Source organism: Kitasatospora sp. NPDC091207 (assembly GCF_044768625.1).
In the GTDB taxonomy this organism is placed as follows: domain Bacteria; phylum Actinomycetota; class Actinomycetes; order Streptomycetales; family Streptomycetaceae; genus Kitasatospora.
Genome location: NZ_JBIVVS010000015.1, coordinates 83,751 through 105,254 on the forward strand (window position 1 = coordinate 83,751; position 21,504 = coordinate 105,254).

Genomic DNA, 21,504 nt, shown 5'->3' on the forward strand with positions numbered 1-21,504 from the left:
GCCGTTCGGGCCCCCTCGGCCGGGCCGCGTCGGGGCCCGGCCGGAACAGCTCAGACCGAGATCGCCGCGACGCCCCCCGCCCCCGCGCCGAACATGCGCTCTTGCATGTGCGCGACAATCATCCCCGGCGTCGGGTGATCGAAAACAAGACCGGCCGAGAGCTTCGCCCCCATCAGTTCGCCCAGCCGGTTGCGCAGTTCGAGCGCGGTCAGCGAGTCGAAGCCGATCTCGAAGAGACCCTGGTCCACGTCGATGTGGTGCGACGCGCTGTAGCCGAGGACCACCGCCACCTGGGCGCGGACCACGTCCAGCAGGACCGTCGCCCGCTCCGCGCCGGGCAGCCCGGCCAGCCGCTCGGCCAGCCGGCGGCGCTCGTCACCGGAGACGGCCGCCCGGGCCGACTGCCGGCTCGCCCGCACCAGCCCGCGCAGCAGCGGCGGTGCCTCGCGCCCGGCCGCGGCGTCGGCGCGCAGGGCCCGCAGGTCCAGCTTGGCCGGCACCAGCAGCGCCCGGTCACCGCGCAGCGCGGTGTCGAACAGCTCCATGCCCTCGGCCGGCGTCATCCCCAGCAGACCGCCGCGCCGGTTCAGCCGGCTGCGGGTGAGGTCGTCGGTGCCGGCCGCCATGCCCGAGTCCTGCTCCCACAGGCCCCAGGCCAGCGACAGCGCCGGCAGACCGGCCGCCCGGCGCCGGGCCATCAGCCCGTCCATGAACGCGTTCGCCGCCGCGTAGGCGCCGGTGCCCGCGCCCAGGAACACCGCCGAGACCGAGGAGTAGACCACGAACGCGTCCAACTCCGGTGCCAGCTTGCGGGTCAGCTCGTCCAGGTGCTGCGTCGCGGTCACCTTCGCGCCGAACACCCGCTCCAGTCGCTCCCGGTCGACCTCACCGATCACACCCGCGTCGAACAGACCCGCGGCGTGCAGGACGGCGGTCAGCCGGCGCCCGTCCCGCTGGGCGGCGGTCAGCAGCTCGGCCACCGCGTCCCGGTCGGTCACGTCGCAGGCCGGCACCGTCACCGACTCGGCGCCCAGCGCGGCCAGCTCGGCCACCAACTCCCGGGCGCCCTCGGCCTCCAGGCCACGCCGACTGGTCAGCACCAGATGGCGGACACCGTGCCGGGTGACCAGGTGCCGGGCCAGCACCGCACCCAGCGAACCCGTCCCACCGGTGATCAGCACCCGCCCCGCCGGGTCCAGCACCGGCTCCGCCCGGACGACGGCGCCGGCCCGGGCCAGCCGGGGCACGTACAGGGCCGAACCGCGCACCGCGACCTGCGGCTCGCCGACGGCCAGCACCCGGCCGAGCACCGACCCGGGCAGCGACTCGACGTCCACCGGGTCGGACGCGTCGGTGTCCAGCAGCACGATCCGGTCCGGGTTCTCCGCCTGCGCGGCCCGGACCAGGCCCCAGACGGCGGCCCCGGCCGGGTCCACCACCGTGGCGTCACCGCCGGCGGGCACCGCGCCCCTGGTCACCACCACCAGCCGGGTGTCCTCCAGCCCGGCACCGGCCAGCCAGGTCTGGACCACCTCCAGTACGCGGTCCGTCACCTCCAGCGGACTGTCCGCGTCGCCGCCGGTGACCGCCGCCAGGAGCGCCGTCGCCGGGACCTCCGCCCCGGACAGCGCGTCCTCCGCGAGCGTGGCCACCTCCTCGGCGGTGGACAGCCGCAGCCAGGACGGCGCCCCGGTGGCCTCGGCCGGAAGCACCTCCGTCCAGTCCACCGCGAACAGCGAGTCACCGCCGGTGCGTCCCGCCGCCGCGCCCAACTGCTCGGCGGACACCGGACGGAACACCAGCGAGTCCGCCGTCAGCACCGCGCCGCCGGCCTCGTCGACCGCCTCCAGCGAGAGCGCGTCCGGCGTCGGCTGGGCGACCCGCACCCGCAGCGACGAGGCGCCCGCGGCGTGCAGGACCAGCCCGTTCCAGGCGAACGGCAGCATCGTGCGCTCGTCGCCCGCGCTCAGGAACGCCTTGGCGTGCAGCGCGGCGTCCAGCAGCGCCGGGTGGATGCCGTACCCGGCGGCGCTGCCCCGGTCCTCCTCCGGCAGGGCGATCTCGGCGAAGACCTCGTCGCCGCGCCGCCAGGCCGCCCGCAGCCCCCGGAACACCGGCCCGTAGACGTAGTCGTGCTCCAGCAGACCGGCGTAGAACTCCTCGGGGCCGATCTCCACCCGCTCCGCGCCGGGCGGCGGCCAGGCGGTGAAGTCGAACCCGGAGCCGGCCGGCCGCACCGTGGCCGTGAGCACCCCGGTGGCGTGCCGGGTCCACGGCTCGCCGACGGTCTCCTCGCGGGTCGAGTAGACGGCCACCGGGCGGGCGCCGCTCTCGTCGGGGCCCCCGACCGTGACCTGGACCCGGACGCCGCCCTGGGCGGGCAGGATCAGCGGGGCCTCGATCACCAGCTCGTCCAGCGTGCCGCAGCCGACCTCGTCACCGGCCCGCACCGCCAGCTCCACCAGCCCGGTGCCGGGTAGCAGGACCACGTCGCCGACGGCGTGGTCGGCCAGCCACGGGTGGGTGCGCAGCGACAGCCGGGAGGTGCACAGCACCCCGCCCGTCTCGGGCACCTCCACCACCGCGCCCAGCAGCGGATGGTCCACCCCCGCCAGGCCCAGCGAGGTCGCGTCGGTGGCGGCCCTGGCCATCTGCAGCCAGTAGTGCTGATGGTCGAAGGCGTAGGTCGGCAGCTCCACCCCGGCGCCCTCGGCGCCGGCGGGCAGCACCCCGGTCCAGTCCACGGCCACGCCCCGGACGAAGAGTTCGGCCATCGAGGTCAGCAGCCGGCGCGGTCCGCCCTCGTCGCGGCGCAGCGAGCCGACCACCAGGGCGTCGGCCCCGGTCTGCTCCACGACCTCGGTGATCGGCTGGGCCAGCACCGGGTGGGCACTGGCCTCCACGAAGACGGTGTGACCCTCGCTCAGCAGCGTGGCCACGGCCGGCCCGAACCGCACCTGGCCGCGCAGGTTCCGGTAGACGTAGCCGCCGTCGATGACACCGGCCTCGCGGATCCACTCGCCGGTCACCGTCGAGAAGAACGGGACCAGCGGCGCCCGGCCGCGGATGTCCGCGAACGCCTCCGCCAGGGTCTCCTCCAGCGCCTCGGCGTGCCGGGTGTGCGAGGCGAAGTCCACCGCGACCCGGCGCACCCGGACCCCTTCGGCGGTCAGCGCCTCGACGGCCTCGTCCAGCACGTCGAGGTCGCCGGCGACGACCACCGAAGCGGGGCCGTTGACCACCGCGACCTCCAGCCGGCCCGACCAGCGCTCCAGCCGGGCCGCCGCCTCCGCCTCGGAGAGGGCCACCGAGGCCATCCCGCCGAGGCCGGCCAGCTGCCCGGCGATCACCTGGCTGCGCACCGCCACGATCCGCGCGGCGTCCTCCAGGGACAGCGCACCGGCCACGCAGGCGGCCGCGATCTCGCCCTGCGAGTGACCGAGCACCGCGTCCGGCACCACCCCCACCGACGCCCAGACGGAGGCCAGCCCGAGCATCACCGCGAAGCTCGCCGGCTGCACCACGTCGGCGCGGTCCAGGACCTCGACGGGCGCCTCGCCGCGCAGCACCTCCTCCAGCGACCAGTCCACCCACGGCTCCAGGGCCCGGGCGCACTCCGCGACGCGCTCGGCGAACACCGGTGAGGAGTCCAGCAGTTCACGGCCCATGCCGACCCACTGCGCCCCCTGGCCGGGGAACACCAGCACCGTCCGGCCCGCCGCGCCCGAGGAGCCGGCGCTGCCGGTCACCACCCCCGGGCCGCTCTCACCGCTCGCCAGCGCGGCCAGCCCGGCCAGCGCCTCCTGCGACGAGCCGGCCACCAGCACCGCGCGCTCGGGCAGCAGTGCCCGCCGGGAGACCAGCGCACCGGCCAGCGCCGCCGTGTCGACCGTCCCCGCGAGGGCCGTCAGCCGCCCGGCCTGGCCCGCCAGCGAGCCGGCGCTCTTCGCCGAGACCACCAGCGGCACCACCGCGTCGGGAGCGGCCTCGACCGTGACCGGCGCCGGCTCCTCCGGCGGGGCCTGCTCCAGGATCACATGCGCGTTCGTCCCGCTCAGCCCGAAGGAGGAGACCCCGGCCCGGCGCGGCCGGTCCGTCTCCGGCCACTGCCGCGCCTCGGTCAGCAGCTCGACGGCGCCCGCCGTCCAGTCCACCTGGGAGGACGGCGCGTCCACGTGCAGGGTCGCGGGCATCACGCCGTACCGCAGCGCCTGCACCATCTTGATCACGCCCGAGACACCGGCCGCCGCCTGCGCGTGGCCGATGTTGGACTTCAGCGAGCCCAGCCAGAGCGGCCGCTCCCGGTCCCTACCGCGCCCGTAGGTGGCGAGCAGCGCCTGCGCCTCGATCGGGTCACCCAGCACCGTCCCGGTGCCGTGCCCCTCCACCAGGTCCACATCGGCGGTCGACAGTCCGGCCGCCGCGAGGGCCTTGCGGATGACGCGCTGCTGCGAGGGACCGTTGGGCGCGGTCAGACCGTTGGAGGCGCCGTCCTGGTTCACCGCGCTGCCGCGCAGCACCGCGAGTACCGGGTGCCCGTTGCGCCGCGCCTCGGAGAGCCGCTCCAGCACCACCACACCCGCGCCCTCCGCCCAGCCGGTGCCGTCCGCCGCGTCCGCGTAGGACTTGCACCGGCCGTCCGTCGCCAGCGCCTTCTGCCGCGAGAACTCCATGAACATGCTCGGGCTGGACATCACCGTCGAACCGCCGGCCAGCGCCAGCGAGCACTCGCCCTGCCGCAGCGCCTGGGCGGCCAGGTGGATCGCCACCAGCGACGAGGAGCAGGCGGTGTCCACGGTGACCGCCGGGCCCTCGAAGCCGAACACGTAGGACACCCGGCCCGAGGCCACGCTCGCGCCGGCGCCGGTCAGAGCGAAGCCGCCCAGCTCGGCCGGCACGGTGCCACCGGCGTAGTAGTCGACCCCCATGATGCCGTTGAACACCCCGACGTCGGTGCCCTTCAACGCCCCCGGATCGATGCCCGCCCGCTCCAGGGCCTCCCACGAGGTCTCCAGCAGCAGCCGCTGCTGCGGGTCCATCGCGAGCGCCTCGCGCGGCGAGATCCCGAAGAAGGCCGGGTCGAACAGGGGCGCCTCGTGCAGGAACCCGCCCTGGCTGACGTAGGAGGTGCCCTCGCTCTCCGGGTCGGCGTCGAACAGCTCGTCCAGGCCCCAGCCGCGGTCGGAGGGGAACAGCGACACGCCGTCCCGCCCCTCGGCGACCAGCTGCCACAGGTCCTCCGGGCCGGCCACCCCGCCGGGCAGCCGGCAGGCCATCCCGACGATCGCGACCGGATCGTCCGGGTCGTGCACGGCCGCCGCCGGCACGACCGGGCCCGCCGGGGCCACCGTGCCGTCGAACTCGCCGTCCAGGAAACGGGCCAGGGCGAGCGGGGTCGGGTAGTCGAAGACCGCCGTGGCGGGCAGGCCGAGGCCGGTCGCCTCGCGCAGCCGGTTCCGCAGCTCGACGGAGGTCAGCGAGTCGAACCCGGCATCCTTGAAGGCCCGTTCGGCCGCGACGTTCGCCGCGCCCGCGTGGCCGAGCACCGAGGCGACATGCGTACGGACCAGCTCCAGCAGCAGCGCCTCGCGCTCGGCCGCCGCCAGCCCCGCCAGCCGGCCGGCCAGCCCGCCACCGCCGCCGGCCGCGGTGGAGCGGGCCGTCTGCCGCCCCGGGCGGACCAGCCCCCGCAGCAGGGCCGGCACCCCGGCGCCGGCCGCGGCGGCCGTGCGCAGGGCCCGCAGATCGAGCTTGACCGGCACCAGCAGCGCCTCGCCGCCGTGCAGCGCGGTGTCGAACAGCGCCATGCCCTCCGCCGCCGTCAGCGGCTGTGCGCCGCCGCGCCGGTTCATCCGGCTCCGGGACAGCTCGTCCAGGTCGGCGCCCATGCCGTCGGTCTGCTCCCACGGGCCCCAGGCCAGCGACAGCGCCGGCAGGCCGTCCGCCCGGCGCCGGGCCATCAGCCCGTCCATGAACGCGTTCGCGGCGGCGTAGCTGCCGGTGCCCGCGCCCAGGAAGACCGCCGAGACCGAGGAGTAGGTGATGAACGCGTCCAGGTCCGGGGCGAGTTCGCGGGTCAGCTCGTCCAGGTGCCGGGTCGCGGTCACCTTGGGCGCGAACACCCGCTCCAGCCGCTCCGGGTCGAGCTCGCCGATCACACCGCCGTCGAAGACTCCCGCCGCGTGGACCACGGCGGTCAGCCGGCGCCCGTCGTGCCGGACGGCGGTCAGCAGCTCGGCCACCGCGTCCCGGTCGGTCACGTCGCAGGCCGGCACCGTCACCGACTCGGCGCCCAGCCCGGCCAGCTCGGCCACCAACTCCCGGGCACCCTCGGCCTCCAGCCCGCGCCGACTGGTCAGCACCAGGTGCCGGACACCGTGGTCGGTGACCAGGTGCCGGGCCAGCACCGCGCCCAGCGAACCCGTCCCACCGGTGATCAGCACCCGCCCCGCCGGGTCCAGCACCGGCTCCGCGCCCCGGACGACGGCCGCCCGGGCCAGCCGCGGCCCGTACAGCGCCGAACCGCGCACCGCCACCTGCGGCTCACCGAGCGCGAGCACCTCGGCGAGCACGGCCTCGGGGTCGGTGCCGGGGTCGGTGTCGAGCAGGACGATCCGGTCCGGGTTCTCCGCCTGGGCCGCGCGGAGCAGGCCCCAGACGGCGGCGGCGGCCGGGTCGGTCACCGCGGCGTCTCCACCGGCGGCCACCGCGCCCCGGGTGGCCACGACCAGCCGGGCGTCCTCCGGGCCCGGTGCGGCCAGCCAGGCCTGGACCACCGCCAGCACCCGCCGGGTCAGCGCGAGCGGGGAGTCGTCGGCACCCTCCGTACCGGCCACCAGCAGCACGGCCGTCGGCGCCTCACCGGCGTCCGTCCCCTCGAACTCGGCCGCCAGATCCGCCGGAGTGGCGATCCGGGCCCACCCCGGGGCCGCCCCGGCGGCGTTGCCGGGCAGGGCGGCGAGTTCCGTCCACTCCACCCGGAACAGCGCGTCGGTGCCCGGCGCCCCGGCCGCCGCCTCCAACTGCTCGGCGGAGACGGCCCGGGAGACCAGCGAGTCCAGCGTCAGGACGAGCCCGCCGGCGTCGTCGACCGCCTCCAGCGACAGCGCGTCCGGCGCCGGCCGGGCCACCCGCACGCGCACCGAGGAGGCGCCCGCCGCGTGCAGCACCAGGCCGTTCCAGGCGAACGGCAGCCGCACCACCGGCTCCTCGTCCGTCGCGGCCCCGTCCAGCCCGGCCGCCGCGTCCAGGATGCTGGAGTGCAGGGCGGCGTCGAACAGACCGGGGTGGATGCCGAAGCGGGCCCCCTGCTCGCGCAGTTCGTCCGGCAGGGCGACCTCGGCGAAGATCTCCTCGTCGCGCCGCCAGACCGCGCGCACGCACTGGAACGACCGGCCGTAGGCGTAGCCCGCCCGGGCCAGCAGGTCGTAGCCGCCGGTGATGTCCACCGGCCGCGCGCCCGGCGGGGGCCAGGCGGTGAAGTCGAACTCCGGCGCGGCGGCACCGGCCGGCGTCGGCAGCAGCGTGCCGGTGGCGTGGCGGGTCCACGCGTCCGTGGCGTCCTCGCGGGAGGAGTAGACCTCCACCGTCCGCGCGCCGCGCTCGTCCGGGCCGCCGACGGCGACCTGGACGCGCAGACCGCCCTGCTCGGGCACCACCAGCGGGGCCTCGATGACCAGTTCGTCCAGCGTGCCGCAGCCGACCTCGTCACCGGCCCGCACCGCCAGCTCCACCAGCCCGGTGCCGGGGACCAGGACCACTCCCCCGACGGCGTGGTCGGCCAGCCAGCCGTGCGTCCGCAGCGAGAGCCGGGAGGTGAACACCAGCCCGTCGGAGTGCGGGAGTTGGACCACCGCACCGAGCAGCGGGTGATCCGCCGCGCCCTGGCCGAGCGAGGTCGCGTCGGTGCTCGGGGTGGCGGGGAGCCAGTAGTGCTCGTGCTCGAAGGCGTAGGTGGGCAGGTCCAGATGCGTACGCGTGAACCCGGCGGGCAGGGTCGCGGCCCAATCCACCGCGACGCCCCGGACGAAGAGTTCGGCCACCGTAGTGAGGAGGGTGTGCGCCTCGGGGCGGCCGTCGCGCAGCGCCGCCACCGCGACCGCGTTCTCGCCGGCGGACTCCGCGACGACGCCGCTGAGCGCGGCACCCGGGCCCAGCTCGACGAACAGCGCGCCACCGAGTTCGGCGGCCGCGGTGATCCCGTCGGCGAACCGGACCGGGCGGCGTACATGGTCCACCCAGGAGGCCGGGTCGGCGAGTTGACCCGGCTCGGCCACCCGGCCAGTCACGTTGGAGACGACCGGGAACCGCGCCTCACCCCAGGTCACCTCGCCGAGCACGGCGGCGAACTCGGCCAGCATCGGCTCCATCAGCGCCGAGTGGAAGGCGTGCGAGACCGTCAGCCGCTTGACCTTGCGCCCCTGCTCCTTCAGGCTCTCGGCGGCCTTCAGTACGGCCGCCTCCTTCCCGGAGAGCACCACCGAGGACGGACCGTTCACCGCCGCCAAGTCGACGCCATCGCCCAGGAATCCGGCGACCTCCGCCTCCGTCGCCGCCACCGCCACCATCGCACCACCGGACGGCAGCGCCTGCATCAGCCGACCCCGCGCGGCCACCACCGCCGCCGCGTCCGCCAACGACAGCACACCCGCGACATGCGCGGCCGTGATCTCACCGATCGAATGCCCCAGCACCGCGTCCGGCCGCACGCCCCAGGACTCCACCAGCCGGAACAACGCCGTCTCCACCGCGAACAAGCCGGCCTGGGTGAACACCGTCTGGCCGAGATCGCCCGCCGTACCGAACACGACATCCTTGACCGAGTGCTCCACCCGGCCCGCCAACCCCGCGTCCAACGCCGCACACGCCGCGTCGAACGCCTCGGCGAACACCGGATACCGCTCCGCCAACTCCCGGCCCATCCCCACCCGCTGCGAACCCTGCCCCGGGAAGACGAGGACCACCTTCCCCGGACCGCCCGACGGCGACGCACTGCCGGTCGCCCCGGCGGCCGCGGCCTCCCCGCGGGCCAGCGCTGCCAGGCCCGCCAGCGCCTCCTCCCGCGAACCGGCCACCAGGACCGCACGGTCGGCCAGCACCGCGCGCTGGGCGATCAGCGCACCCGCCACCGCGACCGGCGAGCCGGCCCCGGAGCGGTCGGCTCCCTCGACGAAGGAGGCCAGCCGGCCGGCCTGAGCGGCCAGCGCGGCGGTCGAGGCGGCCGACAGCACCAGCGGGACCACGCCGTCGGGCGCGGCCTCGACCGCGACCGGGGCCTCCTCGGGGGCCTGCTCCAGGATCAGGTGCGCGTTGGTGCCGCTGACACCGAAGCCGGACACGCCCGCCCGGCGGGGGCGGCCGGTCTCCGGCCACGCCCGCGCCTCGGTCAGCAGCTCGACGGCGCCCGCCGTCCAGTCCACCTGGGAGGACGGCGCGTCCACGTGCAGCGTCGGCGGCATCACGCCGTGCCGCAGCGCCTGCACCATCTTGATCACCCCGGACACACCGGCGGCGGCCTGGGTGTGACCGATGTTGGACTTCAGCGACCCGAGCCGCAACGGCCGCTCCGCGGGCCGGTCCTGGCCGTAGGTGGCGAGCAGTGCCTGCGCCTCGATCGGGTCGCCCAGCACCGTCCCGGTGCCGTGCCCCTCCACCAGGTCCACATCGGCGGTGGTCAGGCCCGCGTTGGCCAGCGCCTTGCGGATCACCCGCTGCTGCGAGGGGCCGTTGGGCGCGGTCAGACCGTTGGACGCGCCGTCCTGGTTCACCGCGCTGCCGCGCACCACCGCCAGGACGTGGTGCCCCTTGCGGCGCGCCTCGGAGAGCCGCTCCAGCACCACCACACCCGCGCCCTCGGCCCAGCCCGTGCCGTCGGCCGCGTCGGCATAGGCCTTGCAGCGACCGTCGGAGGCCAGACCGCGCTGCCGCGAGAAGTCGATGAAGAGGCCGGGGGTCGCCATCACGGTCGCGCCGCCGGCCAGCGCCATCGAGCACTCGCCCCGGCGCAGCGCCTGGGCGGCCAGGTGGATCGCCACCAGCGAGGACGAGCAGGCCGTGTCGAGCGTGACGGCCGGGCCCTCGAAGCCGAACACGTACGAGATCCGGCCGGAGGCCACGCTGGCGGCCGCTCCCGTCCCGGTGAAGCCCTCCAGCTCGGGCGGCACGCTCCCACCCGCGAAGTAGTCGACGCCCATGATCCCGTTGAACACCCCGACGTCGGTGCCCTTCAGCGTGGCCGGGTCGATGCCGGCCCGCTCCAGGGCCTCCCACGAGGTCTCCAGCAGCAGCCGCTGTTGCGGGTCCATGGCGAGCGCCTCACGCGGCGAGATCCCGAAGAAGCCCCCGTCGAAGAGGCCGGCCTGGTGCAGGAAGCCGCCCTGGTCCACATAGGAGGTGCCGCGGTTCTCCGGGTCCTCGTCGAACAGGCCGTCCAGGTCCCATCCCCGGTCGGTGGGGAAGGCCGACACGCCGTCCCGGCCCTCGCTGACCAGGTTCCAGAGCCCCTCGGGGCTGTCGACACCGCCGGGCAGTCGGCACGCCATACCCACGATCGCCACCGGCTCGCTGGAGGCGCTGACGAGTTGCCGGTTCCGCTTCTTCAGCGAGCCGACCTCTTCGAGCGACTTTCGCAGCGCCTCGACAAGCTTCTCGTATGAAGTACTCACTCAACTGCCCCCATCACGTTGTACCGCATCAGCTTTCGAGGCCCTCGTCGTCGCCGCCGAGCGCCAGTTGAACGAGGTCGTCGACATCCAGATCGGCGAGCGTGCCCGGCCGGTCGTCCTCGTCCGCCTCGCCGGCCACCGGGCCGCCGGTGTCGAGCGCGGCCAGCGCGACCAGGGCTTCCAGCAGCCCGGCCTCCCGGAACCGGGCCATCGGGAGGGAGACCAGGGCGTGCCGCAGCCGGTCCTCGTCCACTTCCGGCCCGCTCGCCGCACCGTCCGGGAGCAGTTCGCCGTGCACGTGGCGGGCCAGCGCCAGCGGGGTCGGGTAGTCGAAGACCACGGTGGCGGACAGGTTGAGGCCGGTGGCCTCGCGGAGCCGGTTGCGCAGTTCGACGGAGGTGAGCGAGTCGAACCCGGCGTCCTTGAACGACGTCCCGGCCACCACCCCGTCCGGTCCGGCGTGTCCCAGCACCAGCGCGACCTGGGTCCGCAGCAGGTCCACCAGCAGGCCCTCCTGGTCGGCGCGGGCGAGCCCGGCCAGCCGACGGACCAGGCCGTCGCCGCCGTCGCCCGACGCGGCCCGGGCCGCCTGCCGGCCGACGCGGACCTGACCGCGCAGCAGGGGCGGCACTCCCGCCCCCGTCGCGGCGTCGGCCCTGATCGCCCGGAGGTCCAGCTTGATCGGCACCAGCAGCGCCTCGTCGGCGGCCAGCGCGGCGTCGAACAGGGCGGTCCCCTCGTCCGGCCCGAGCGCCAGGATGCCGCCGCGGCGGTTCGTCCGGGTGCGGCCGGCCGCCTCGGCGCCGGTGGTCATCCCGGTGGCGGTCTGCTCCCAGGGGCCCCAGGCCAGTGAGAGCGCCGGCAGGCCGGCCGCCCGGCGCCGGGCCATCAGCCCGTCCAGATAGGCGTTGGCCGCCGCGTAGTTGCCCTGGCCGGCCGAGCCGAACAGGCCGGAGGCGGACGAGAAGACGACGAACGCGTCCAGGTCGGGGGCGAGTTCACGGGTCAGTTGGTCCAGGTGGCCGACGGCGGTCACCTTCGGGGCGAAGACGTTCGCCAGCCGCTCCTCGGTCAAGGCCCCGATCACACCGTCGTCCAGGACGCCCGCGGTGTGCACGACGGCCGTCAGCGGCCGCTCCCGGCCGGCCGAGGCGAGCAGCGCCGCCAGTGCGTCGCGGTCGGCGACGTCGCAGGCCGGCACCGTCACCGACTCGGCGCCCAGCGCGGCCAGCTCGGCCACCAACTCCCGGGCGCCCTCGGCCTCCAGGCCACGCCGACTGGTCAGCACCAGATGGCGGACACCGTGCCGGGTGACCAGGTGCCGGGCCAGCAGCGCGCCCAGTGAACCCGTCCCGCCCGTCACCAGGACCGTGCCGTCCGCGCGGAACACCGGCTCACCGCCGGGGGCGTCACCGCCGCCGGCCCGGACCAGCCGCGGTGCGGACAGCACCGCCCCGCGCACCGCCACCTGCGGCTCGCCGAGCGCGAGCACCTCGGCGAGCACGGTCTCGGGATCGGTGCCGGGGTCGGTGTCGAGCAGGACGATCCGGTCGGGGTTCTCCACCTGGGCAGCCCGGACCAGGCCCCAGACGGCGCTGCCGGCCGGGTCGGTCAGCGCGGCGTCGCCGCCGGCCGGCACCGCGCCCCGGGTGGCCACGACCAGTCGGGCGTCCTCCGGGCCCGGCGCGACCAGCCAGGCCTGGAGCACGTCGAGCACCCGGGAGCTCAGTTCCAGCGCGTCTCCGCCGACGGCCGTCAGCACGACGGCGTCCGGCAGCGCGCCCTGCTCGGCCAGGGCGGCCACCTCGGCGGCGGTGGCCACCGACACCCGGCTCGGCGCCGGTGCGAAGGCCCGCGCCGCCGACGGCAGCACGGTCCACTCCACCCGGAACAGCGAGTCGCCGCCCGGCGCGCCGGCCGCCGCCTCCAACTGCTCGGCGGAGACGGCCCGGAACACCAGGGAGTCCAGCGTCAGGACCGGCCCGCCCGTCTCGTCGGCGGCCTGGAGCGACACCGCGTCCGGGCCGGAGGGCGCCACCCGCACCCGCAGCGCCGAGGCGCCGACGGCGTGCAGGGCCAGCCCGTTCCAGGCGAACGGCAGGACCGTCCGGGGCTCGTCCGCCCCCGAGGGGGCGCCGGCCGGCTGGACGAACCCGTTGGCGTGCAGGGCGGCGTCGAGCAGCGCGGGGTGGATGCCGAAGCGGTCCGCCTCCTCGCGGAAGCCGTCCGGCAGCGCGATCTCGGCGAAGACCTCCTCGCCGCGCCGCCAGACCGCCCGCAGGCCCTGGAAGGCCGGGCCGTAGGTGTAGCCGAGCCGGATCAGGTCGGCGTAGAAGCCGTCGACGTCGACCTCGACCGGCTGGGCGCCGGGCGGCGGCCAGGCGGTGAGGTCGAACGGCGGCGCGGCGGCGGCCGCCTTCGCGGGCGCCACGGTGCCGGCGGCGTGGCGGATCCAGGTCTCCGCGGTGTCCTCGCGGGAGGAGTAGACCTCCACCGTGCGCGCGCCGCGCTCGTCGGGGCCGCCGACGGCGACCTGGACGCGGACGCCGCCGTGCTCGGGCACCACCAGCGGGGCCTCGATGACCAGTTCGGCCAGCGTGCCGCAGCCTGCCTCGTCACCGGCCCGGACGGCCAGCTCCACCAGACCGGTGCCGGGCACCAGGACCACTCCCCCGACGGCATGGTCGGCCAGCCACGGATGCGTGCGCAGGGAGAGCCGGGAGGTGAACACCAGGCCGTCGGACTGCGGGAGTTGGACGACCGCGCCGAGCATTGGGTGATCCGTGCCGGTCAGCCCCAGGAAGGCGGCGTCAGTGGCCGGGGCGGTCTGCAGCCAGTAGTGCCGGTGGTCGAAGGCGTAGGTGGGCAGGTCCAGATGGCCGGTCGTGAGCCCGGCGGGCAGGGTTGCGGCCCAGTCCACCGCGACGCCCCGGACGAAGAGTTCGGCGACCGAGGTGAGCAGGGTGTGCGCCTCGGGGCGGCCGTCGCGCAGCGCCGCCACCGCGACCGCGTTCTCGCCGGCGGACTCCGCGACGACGCCGCTGAGCGCGGCACCCGGGCCCAGCTCGACGAAGACCGCGCCACCGAGTTCGGCGGCCGCGGTGATCCCGTCGGCGAACCGGACCGGGCGGCGTACATGGTCCACCCAGTAGGCGGGATCGGCGAGTTGACCCGGCTCGGCCGGGCGGCCGGTGAGGTTGGAGATCACCGGCAGCTTCGGCTCACGCCAGGTGACCTCGGCGAGCACGGTGGCGAACTCGGCCAGCATCGGGTCCATCAGCGCCGAGTGGAAGGCGTGCGAGACCGCCAGCCGCTTGACCTTACGACCCTGCTCCTTCAGGCTCTCGGCCGCCTTCAGCACGGCCGCCTCCTTCCCGGAGAGCACCACCGAGGACGGACCGTTCACCGCCGCCAAGTCGACGCCATCGCCCAGGAATCCGGCGACCTCCGCCTCCGTCGCCGCCACCGCGACCATCGCACCACCGGACGGCAGCGCCTGCATCAGCCGGCCCCGCGCGGCCACCACCGCCGCCGCGTCCGCCAGCGACAGCACACCCGCGACATGCGCGGCCGTGATCTCACCGATCGAATGCCCCAGCACCGCGTCCGGCCGCACGCCCCAGGACTCCACCAGCCGGAACAACGCCGTCTCCACCGCGAACAAGCCGGCCTGGGTGAACACCGTCTGGTCGAGATCGCCCGCCGTGCCGTACACGACGTCCTTGACCGAGTGCTCCACCCGGCCCGCCAACCCCGCGTCCAACGCCGCGCACGCCGCGTCGAACGCCTCGGCGAACACCGGATACCGCTCCGCCAACTCCCGGCCCATCCCCACCCGCTGCGAACCCTGCCCCGGGAACACGAACACCGCACGGGCGGTATCGGACACCGTGCCGGTCACCACACCGGCCGCGGCCTCCCCGCGGGCCAGCGCACCCAGACCCGCCAGCGCCTCCTCCGACGAACCCGCCAGCACCACCGCACGCTCACCCAGCAACGCCCGCTGCGACACCAGCGCGGCGGCCAGCGCCGCCGTGTCGACCGCGCCCGCGAGGGCGGTCAGCCGGCCGGCCTGGCCGGCCAGCGACCTCGCGCTCTTCGCGGAGACCACCAGCGGCACCACGCCCACGGGCGGAGCCTGCTCCGCGACCGGCTCCGGCTCCTCCTCGGGCGCCTGCTCCAGGATCAGGTGCGCGTTCGTCCCGCTGACACCGAAGCCGGACACGCCCACCCGGCGGGGGTGGCCGGTCTCCGGCCACGCCCGCGCCTCGGTCAGCAGCTCCACCGCACCGACCGACCAGTCCACCTGCGAGGACGGCGCGTCCACGTGCAGCGTCGGCGGCAGCACCCCGTGCCGCAGCGCCTCCACCATCTTGATCACCCCGGCGACACCCGCCGCCATCTGGGTGTGGCCGATGTTCGACTTCAGCGAACCCAGCCAGAGCGGGCGCCCCGGCTCCCGGTCCTGGCCGTAGGTGGCCAGCAGCGCCTGCGCCTCGATCGGGTCGCCCAGCACCGTCCCGGTGCCGTGCCCCTCGACCACGTCGACCTCCACCGGGGTCAGGCCCGCGTTCGCCAGGGCCTTGCGGATCACCCGCTGCTGGGAGAGCCCGTTGGGCGCGGTCAGACCGTTGGACGCGCCGTCCTGGTTCACCGCGCTGCCACGCAGCACGGCAAGCACCTGATGCCCCTGGCGACGCGCCTCGGACAGCCGCTCCAGCACCACCACACCCGCGCCCTCGGCCCAGCCCGTGCCGTCCGCCGCGTCCGCGTAGGACTTGCACCGGCCGTCCGTCGCCAGACCCCGCTGCCGCGAGAACTCCACGAAGGTGCCGGGGGTCGCCATCACGGTCGCGCCGCCGGCCAGCGCCATCGAGCACTCGCCCTGCCGCAGCGCCTGCGCCGCCAGGTGCATCGCCACCAGCGAGGACGAACACGCCGTGTCGACCGTCACCGCCGGACCCTCGAAGCCGAACACATAGGCGACCCGGCCGGAGGCCACGCTGCCCATCCCGCCGGTGCCGGTGAAGCCCTCCAGCTCGGCGGGCACGGCGCCGCCGGCCCCGTAGCCCTGGCCCATGACGCCGGAGAAGACGCCGGCGTCCGTGCCCTTCAGCGCGAGCGGGTCGATGCCCGCCCGCTCCAGCGCCTCCCAGGACGTCTCCAGCAGCAGCCGCTGCTGCGGGTCCATCGCCAGCGCCTCGCGCGGCGAGATCCCGAAGAAGGCGGCGTCGAACTGCCCGGCCTCGTAGAGGAATCCGCCCTGGCTCACATAGGAGGTGCCCGCCTTTCCGGGGTCGGCGTCGAACAGCCCCTCCACGTCCCAGCCGCGGTCCTCGGGGAAGCCGGACATCGCGTCCCGGCCCTCGCTGACCAGCCGCCACAGGTCCGCCGGGCTCGTCACACCGCCGGGCAGCCGGCAGGCCATTCCGACGATCGCGATCGGCTCGTCCGGGTCGGCGAGCGCGACCGTCGGCGCCGCCGCGGCGCTCTCGGCGGCCACATGGCCGAACTCGGCGTGCAGGTAGCGGGCGAACGCGAGCGGGGTCGGGTGGTCGAAGACCACCGTCGCGGCCAGCTTGAGGCCGGTCGCCTCGCGCAGCCGGTTGCGCAGCTCGACCGAGGTCAGCGAGTCGAAGCCGGAGTCCCGGAACGCCGTCCCGCTCTTGACCGCCTCCGGCCCGCCGTGGCCGAGCACCGTCGCCGCGTGCGAGCGGACCAGCTCCAGCAGCAGCGCCGCCTGCTCGGCCGCCGCGAGCCCGGCCAGCCGCCCGGCCAGCCCGCCGCCGCCGTCGCCCGAGGCCGCCCGCACCAGCCGGCGCCCGGTCCGGACCAGGCCGCGCAGCAGGGTCGGGATGTCCCGGCCGGCCGCGGCGCCGGCCCGCAGCGCCCGCAGGTCCAGCTTGGCCGGGACGAGCAGCGCCCGGCCGGTGCGCAGGGCCGCGTCGAAGAGCGCCATGCCCTCCTCGGCCGTCATCGGCAGCACGCCGCCGCGCCGGTTCATCCGGCTCCGCGTGAGGTCGTCCATGCCGGCCGCCATACCGCCGGCGGTCTGGTTCCACAGGCCCCAGGCCAGCGAGGTCGCGGCCAGGCCGGCCGCCCGGCGCTGGTACGCCAGCGCGTCCAGGAAGGCGTTGGCGGCCGCGTAGCTACCGGTGCCCGCGCCGAGGAACACCGAGGAGACGGAGGAGAAGACGACGAACGCGTCCAGGTCGGGGGCCAGTTCGCGGGTCAGCGCGTCCAGGTGCTGTGCCGCGGTCACCTTCGGGGCGAAGACCTGTGCGACCCGCTCGGGGTCCAGGGTCCCGATGACGCCGGCGTCGGCGATGCCCGCGGTGTGCACGACGGCGGTCAGTCGGCGACCGTCCCGCCGGACGGCGGTCAGCAGGGCCGCCACCGCCTCCCGGTCGGTCACGTCGCAGGACTCGACCGAGACCTCGGCGGCACCGAGTCCGGTCAGTTCGGCGACCAGCTCCGCCGCGCCCTCCGCCGCCGGGCCGCGCCGGCTGACCAGCGCCAGCCGGCGGACGCCGTGGTTGGCGACCAGGTGCCGGGCGAGGATCCCGCCCAGCGAGCCGGTGCCACCGGTGATCAGGACGGTGCCCTCGGGGTCGAGGCCCGCCCAGTCCGCGCCGTCGGCCGAGCCGGTCGAGCCGGCCCGGACCAGCCGAGGGAGGGACAGCGCCGGTCCCCGCAAAGCCAGTTCGGGCTCCTCGGCGGCGAGCACCGCGCCCAGGACGGGGGCGAGCGCGCCGTCGGCGGCGCGGTCCCCGGCGGGATCGAGGTCGAGCAGGACGATCCGGTCCGGGTTCTCGGTCTGCGCGGCGCGGATCAGGCCCCAGACCGCGCCACCGGCCGGGTCGGTGACCGCGCCGTCCGCGCCGGCCCCCACCGCGCCCCGGGTGGCCACGACCAGCCGGACCGTCTCCAGGCCCGGAGCGGCCAGCCAGGCCTGCACGGCCGCCAGGACCCGGTTGGTGAGCACGAGCGCCATGTCGACGCCGTGGCCGCCGTCCTCGTCCGCGGCGGCGTCCAGGACCACCGCGGTGGGCAGCGCCGCCTCCGGGGTCGCGCTGTCGGCCAGCGCGGTGATCCCGGCCGCGTCGGACACCGTGACCCAGACCGGCGGCTCGGCCGCCGGCCCCGGAACCGGGGGAAGCTCGCTCCATTCGACCCGGAACAGCGCGTCATCGCCCGCCGTCCCGGTCGCGGCCGTCAACTGCTCGGCGGTCACTGGCCGCAGCTCCACCGCGTCCGCCGTCAGGACCAGGCCGCCGGCCGGGTCGACCGCCTCCAGTGTGAGGGCGTCGCCGCCCTGCCGCCCGATCCGCACGCGCAGCACGGAGGCGCCGACGGCGTGCAGGGCGAGCCCCTGCCAGGCGAGCGGCTGCCAGACCCGGACGCCGGTCGCGGCGCCGTCGGCCGTGGCCCGCAGCGCCGGGTGCAGGGCGGCGTCGAGCAGGGCGGGGTGCAGGCCGAACCGGCCGGCCTCCTCGCGGCTGTCCTCGTCCACCGCGACCTCGGCGAAGGTCTCCTCGCCGCGCTGCCAGAGCCCGCGCACCACCCGGAAGGCCGGACCGTGCTCGTAGCCGTACCCGCCGAGACCGGTGTAGAGCGCGTCGAGGTCGACGGGCCGCGCCCCGGCGGGCGGCCAGACGGTGAAGTCGGCCTGCGGGCTGCCGGTCTTGGTCGTCGCGGTGAGCGTGCCGGTGGCGTGGCGGGTCCAGGTGTCACCACCGGTGTCGCCGGCGGCGTCCTCGCGGGTCGCGTAGACGGCGACGGGGCGGGCTCCGCTCTCGTCGGGGCCGCCGACGGTGACCTGGACCCGGACGCCGCCCTGTTCGGGGAGCAGCAGCGGAGCCCTCACCACCAGCTCGTCGAGGGTCCCGCAGCCGAGTTCGTCGCCGGCCCGGACGGCCAGCTCCACCAGGGCACTGCTCGGGAGCAGGACGGCTCCCCCGACCACGTGGTCGGCCAGCCAGGGGTGCGTCCGGAGCGACAGCCGCGAGGTGCCGAGCAGGCCGCCCGTCTCGGGCACCTCCACCACCGCACCCATCAGCGGGTGGTCGGCGGAGGCCTGGCCGAGCGAGGCCGCGTCGGCCGCCGGGCCGAGCTGGAGCCAGTAGTGCCGGTGGTCGAAGGCGTAGGTCGGCAGGTCGACGCGACCGGTGCCGGTGGGCAGGACGCCCGTCCAGTCCACGGCGACGCCCCGGACGAAGAGTTCGGCCATCGAGGTGAGCAGCCGGCGCGGGCCGCCCTCGTCGCGCCGCAGCGTCCCGGTGACCACGGCCGACACCTCGGCCTCGTCCACGATCTCGCTGACCGGCTGGACCAGCACCGGGTGGGCGCTGGCCTCCACGAACACCGTGTGGCCCTGGCCGAGCAGTTCGGCGACCGCCGGCCCGAAGCGGACCTGGCCGCGCAGGTTGCGGTACCAGTAGCCGCCGTCCAGCACCCCGGCCTCGTCGACCCACGTGCCGGTGACGGTGGAGAAGAACGGGATCTGCGGCGCCCGGCTGCGGATGTCCGCGAAGGCCTCGGCCAGCGTCCCCTCGATCGCCTCGACGTGGCGGGTGTGGGAGGCGTAGTCCACCGCGACCCGGCGCACCCGCACCCCGTCGGCCGCCAGGACCGCCAGGGCCTCGTCCAGCGCCTCGGCGTCACCGGCCACCACCACGGAGGACGGGCCGTTGACGGCCGCCACCTCCACCCGGTCCGCCCAACGCTCCAACCGCTCGACGGCGTCGCTCTCGGAGAGCGCCACCGAAGCCATCCCGCCGCGCCCCGCGAGGCTGCCCGCGATCACCTGGCTGCGCACCGCCACGATCCGCGCCGCGTCCTCCAGCGACAAGGCACCGGCCACGCAGGCCGCCGCGATCTCACCCTGCGAGTGACCCAGGACGGCGTCCGGGACCACCCCCACCGACGCCCAGACGGCGGAAAGACCGACCATCACGGCGAAGCTCGCCGGCTGCAGCACATCGACGCGCTCCAGCAGCTCGGCGGGGGCCTCACCGCGCAGCACCTCGACCAGCGACCAGTCCACCCACGGCTCCAACGCCGCCGCACACGCGGCGACCCGCTCCGCGAACACCGGCGAGGAATCCAGCAGCTCACGCCCCATCCCGGCCCACTGCGAACCCTGCCCCGGGAACACCAGGACGAGCTTGCCCGCCCCGCCCGCCGTCCCCGTCACCAGACCCGGAGCCGACTCCCCGCGCGCCAGCGCACCCAGCCCCGCCAGCACCTCCTCCGACGAACCCGCCACCACCACCGCACGCTCACCGAGCACCGCGCGCCCGGTGGCCAAGGCCGCGGCGACGTCCGCCGGCGGCGTCCCGTCGGTGCTCCCGACGAAGGCCGCCAGCCGCTCGGCCTGCCCGGCCAGCGAAGCGGCCGAGGCCGCCGACACCACCAGCGGCAGCACACCGCCGGGTGCGGCCGGGGCCGCGACCGGATCGGCCGCCGGTTCGGCGGGGGGCTCCTCCAGCACGACATGCGCGTTGGTCCCGCTGACGCCGAAGGAGGACACCCCGGCCCGGCGGGGGCGGCCGGTCTCCGGCCACGCCCGCGCCTCGGTCAGCAGCTCCACCGCACCGGCGGACCAGTCCACCTCGGAGGAGGGCGCGTCCACGTGCAGGGTCGCGGGCAGCACGCCGTGCCGCATCGCCTGCACCATCTTGATCACGCCCGCGACACCCGCCGCCGCCTGGGTGTGGCCGATGTTCGACTTCAGCGAACCCAGCCAGAGCGGGCGCCCCGGCTCACGCTCCTGACCGTAGGTGGCCAGCAGCGCCTGCGCCTCGATCGGGTCACCCAGCACCGTCCCGGTGCCGTGCCCCTCCACCACGTCCACGTCGGCCGGCGTGAGCCCGGCCGCCGCCAGGGCCTTGCGGATGACGCGCTGCTGCGACGGGCCGTTCGGCGCCGTCAGACCGTTCGACGCGCCGTCCTGGTTCACCGCGCTGCCACGCAGCACGGCCAGAACGTGGTGCCCGTTGGCCCGTGCCTCGGAGAGCCGCTCCAGCACGACCATGCCCGCGCCCTCGGCCCAGCCGGTGCCGTCCGCCGCGTCCGCGTAGGACTTGCACCGGCCGTCGGCGGCCAGCGCCCGCTGCCGCGAGAACTCCATGAACATGCCCGGCCCGGCCATCACGGTCGCGCCGCCGGCCAGCGCCAGCGAGCACTCCCCGCGCCGCAGCGCCTGCGCCGCCAGGTGCATCGCGACCAGCGAGGAGGAACACGCCGTGTCGACCGTCACCGCCGGACCCTCGAACCCGAACACGTACGAGATCCGGCCCGACGCCACACTGCCGGTGGTCCCCGTCCCGGTGAAGCCCTCCAGCTCCGGGGGGACCGGACCGCCGGTCGCGTAGCCCTCGTTGATCACTCCGACGAAGACGCCGACGTCCGAGCCCTTGAGCCCCGCCGCGTCGACGCCGGCCCGCTCCAGCGCCTCCCACGAGGTCTCCAGCAGCAGGCGCTGCTGCGGGTCCATCGCCACCGCCTCGCGCGGCGAGATCCCGAAGAAGCCGGCGTCGAACAGCCCGGCCTCGTGCAGGAAGCCGCCCCGGCTCACATAGGAAGTGCCGCTCTTCTCCGGGTCCTCGTCGAACAGCCCGTCCAGGTCCCAGCCGCGGTCGGTCGGGAAGCCCGACACGCCGTCCCCGCGCTCGGTGACCAGCCGCCAGAGGTCGTCCGGACCCTGCACCGCACCCGGCAGCCGGCAGGCCATGCCCACGATCGCGATCGGCTCGGACTTCTCGGCCTCCAGCTCCAGCACGCGTTGCTGGGACCGGCGCGCCTCCGCGAGGACGCGCTTGAGATAGTCGCGAAGCTT

The 21,504-nt window shown here is 75.9% G+C and carries 1 protein-coding gene and 1 pseudogene; both read right to left on the bottom strand.

Annotation, left to right across the window (positions count from 1 at the left end):
- Positions 1-50 precede the first annotated feature (50 nt).
- A complete protein-coding gene (locus ACIQTO_RS24015; RefSeq protein ID WP_402391540.1) occupies positions 51-10,664 on the bottom strand; it encodes a type I polyketide synthase in 10,614 nt (3,537 codons plus the stop codon).
- A gap of 28 nt (positions 10,665-10,692) precedes the next feature.
- Positions 10,693-21,501 (bottom strand): annotated as a pseudogene (locus tag ACIQTO_RS24020) (type I polyketide synthase); the annotation flags it as partial.
- Positions 21,502-21,504 lie beyond the last annotated feature (3 nt).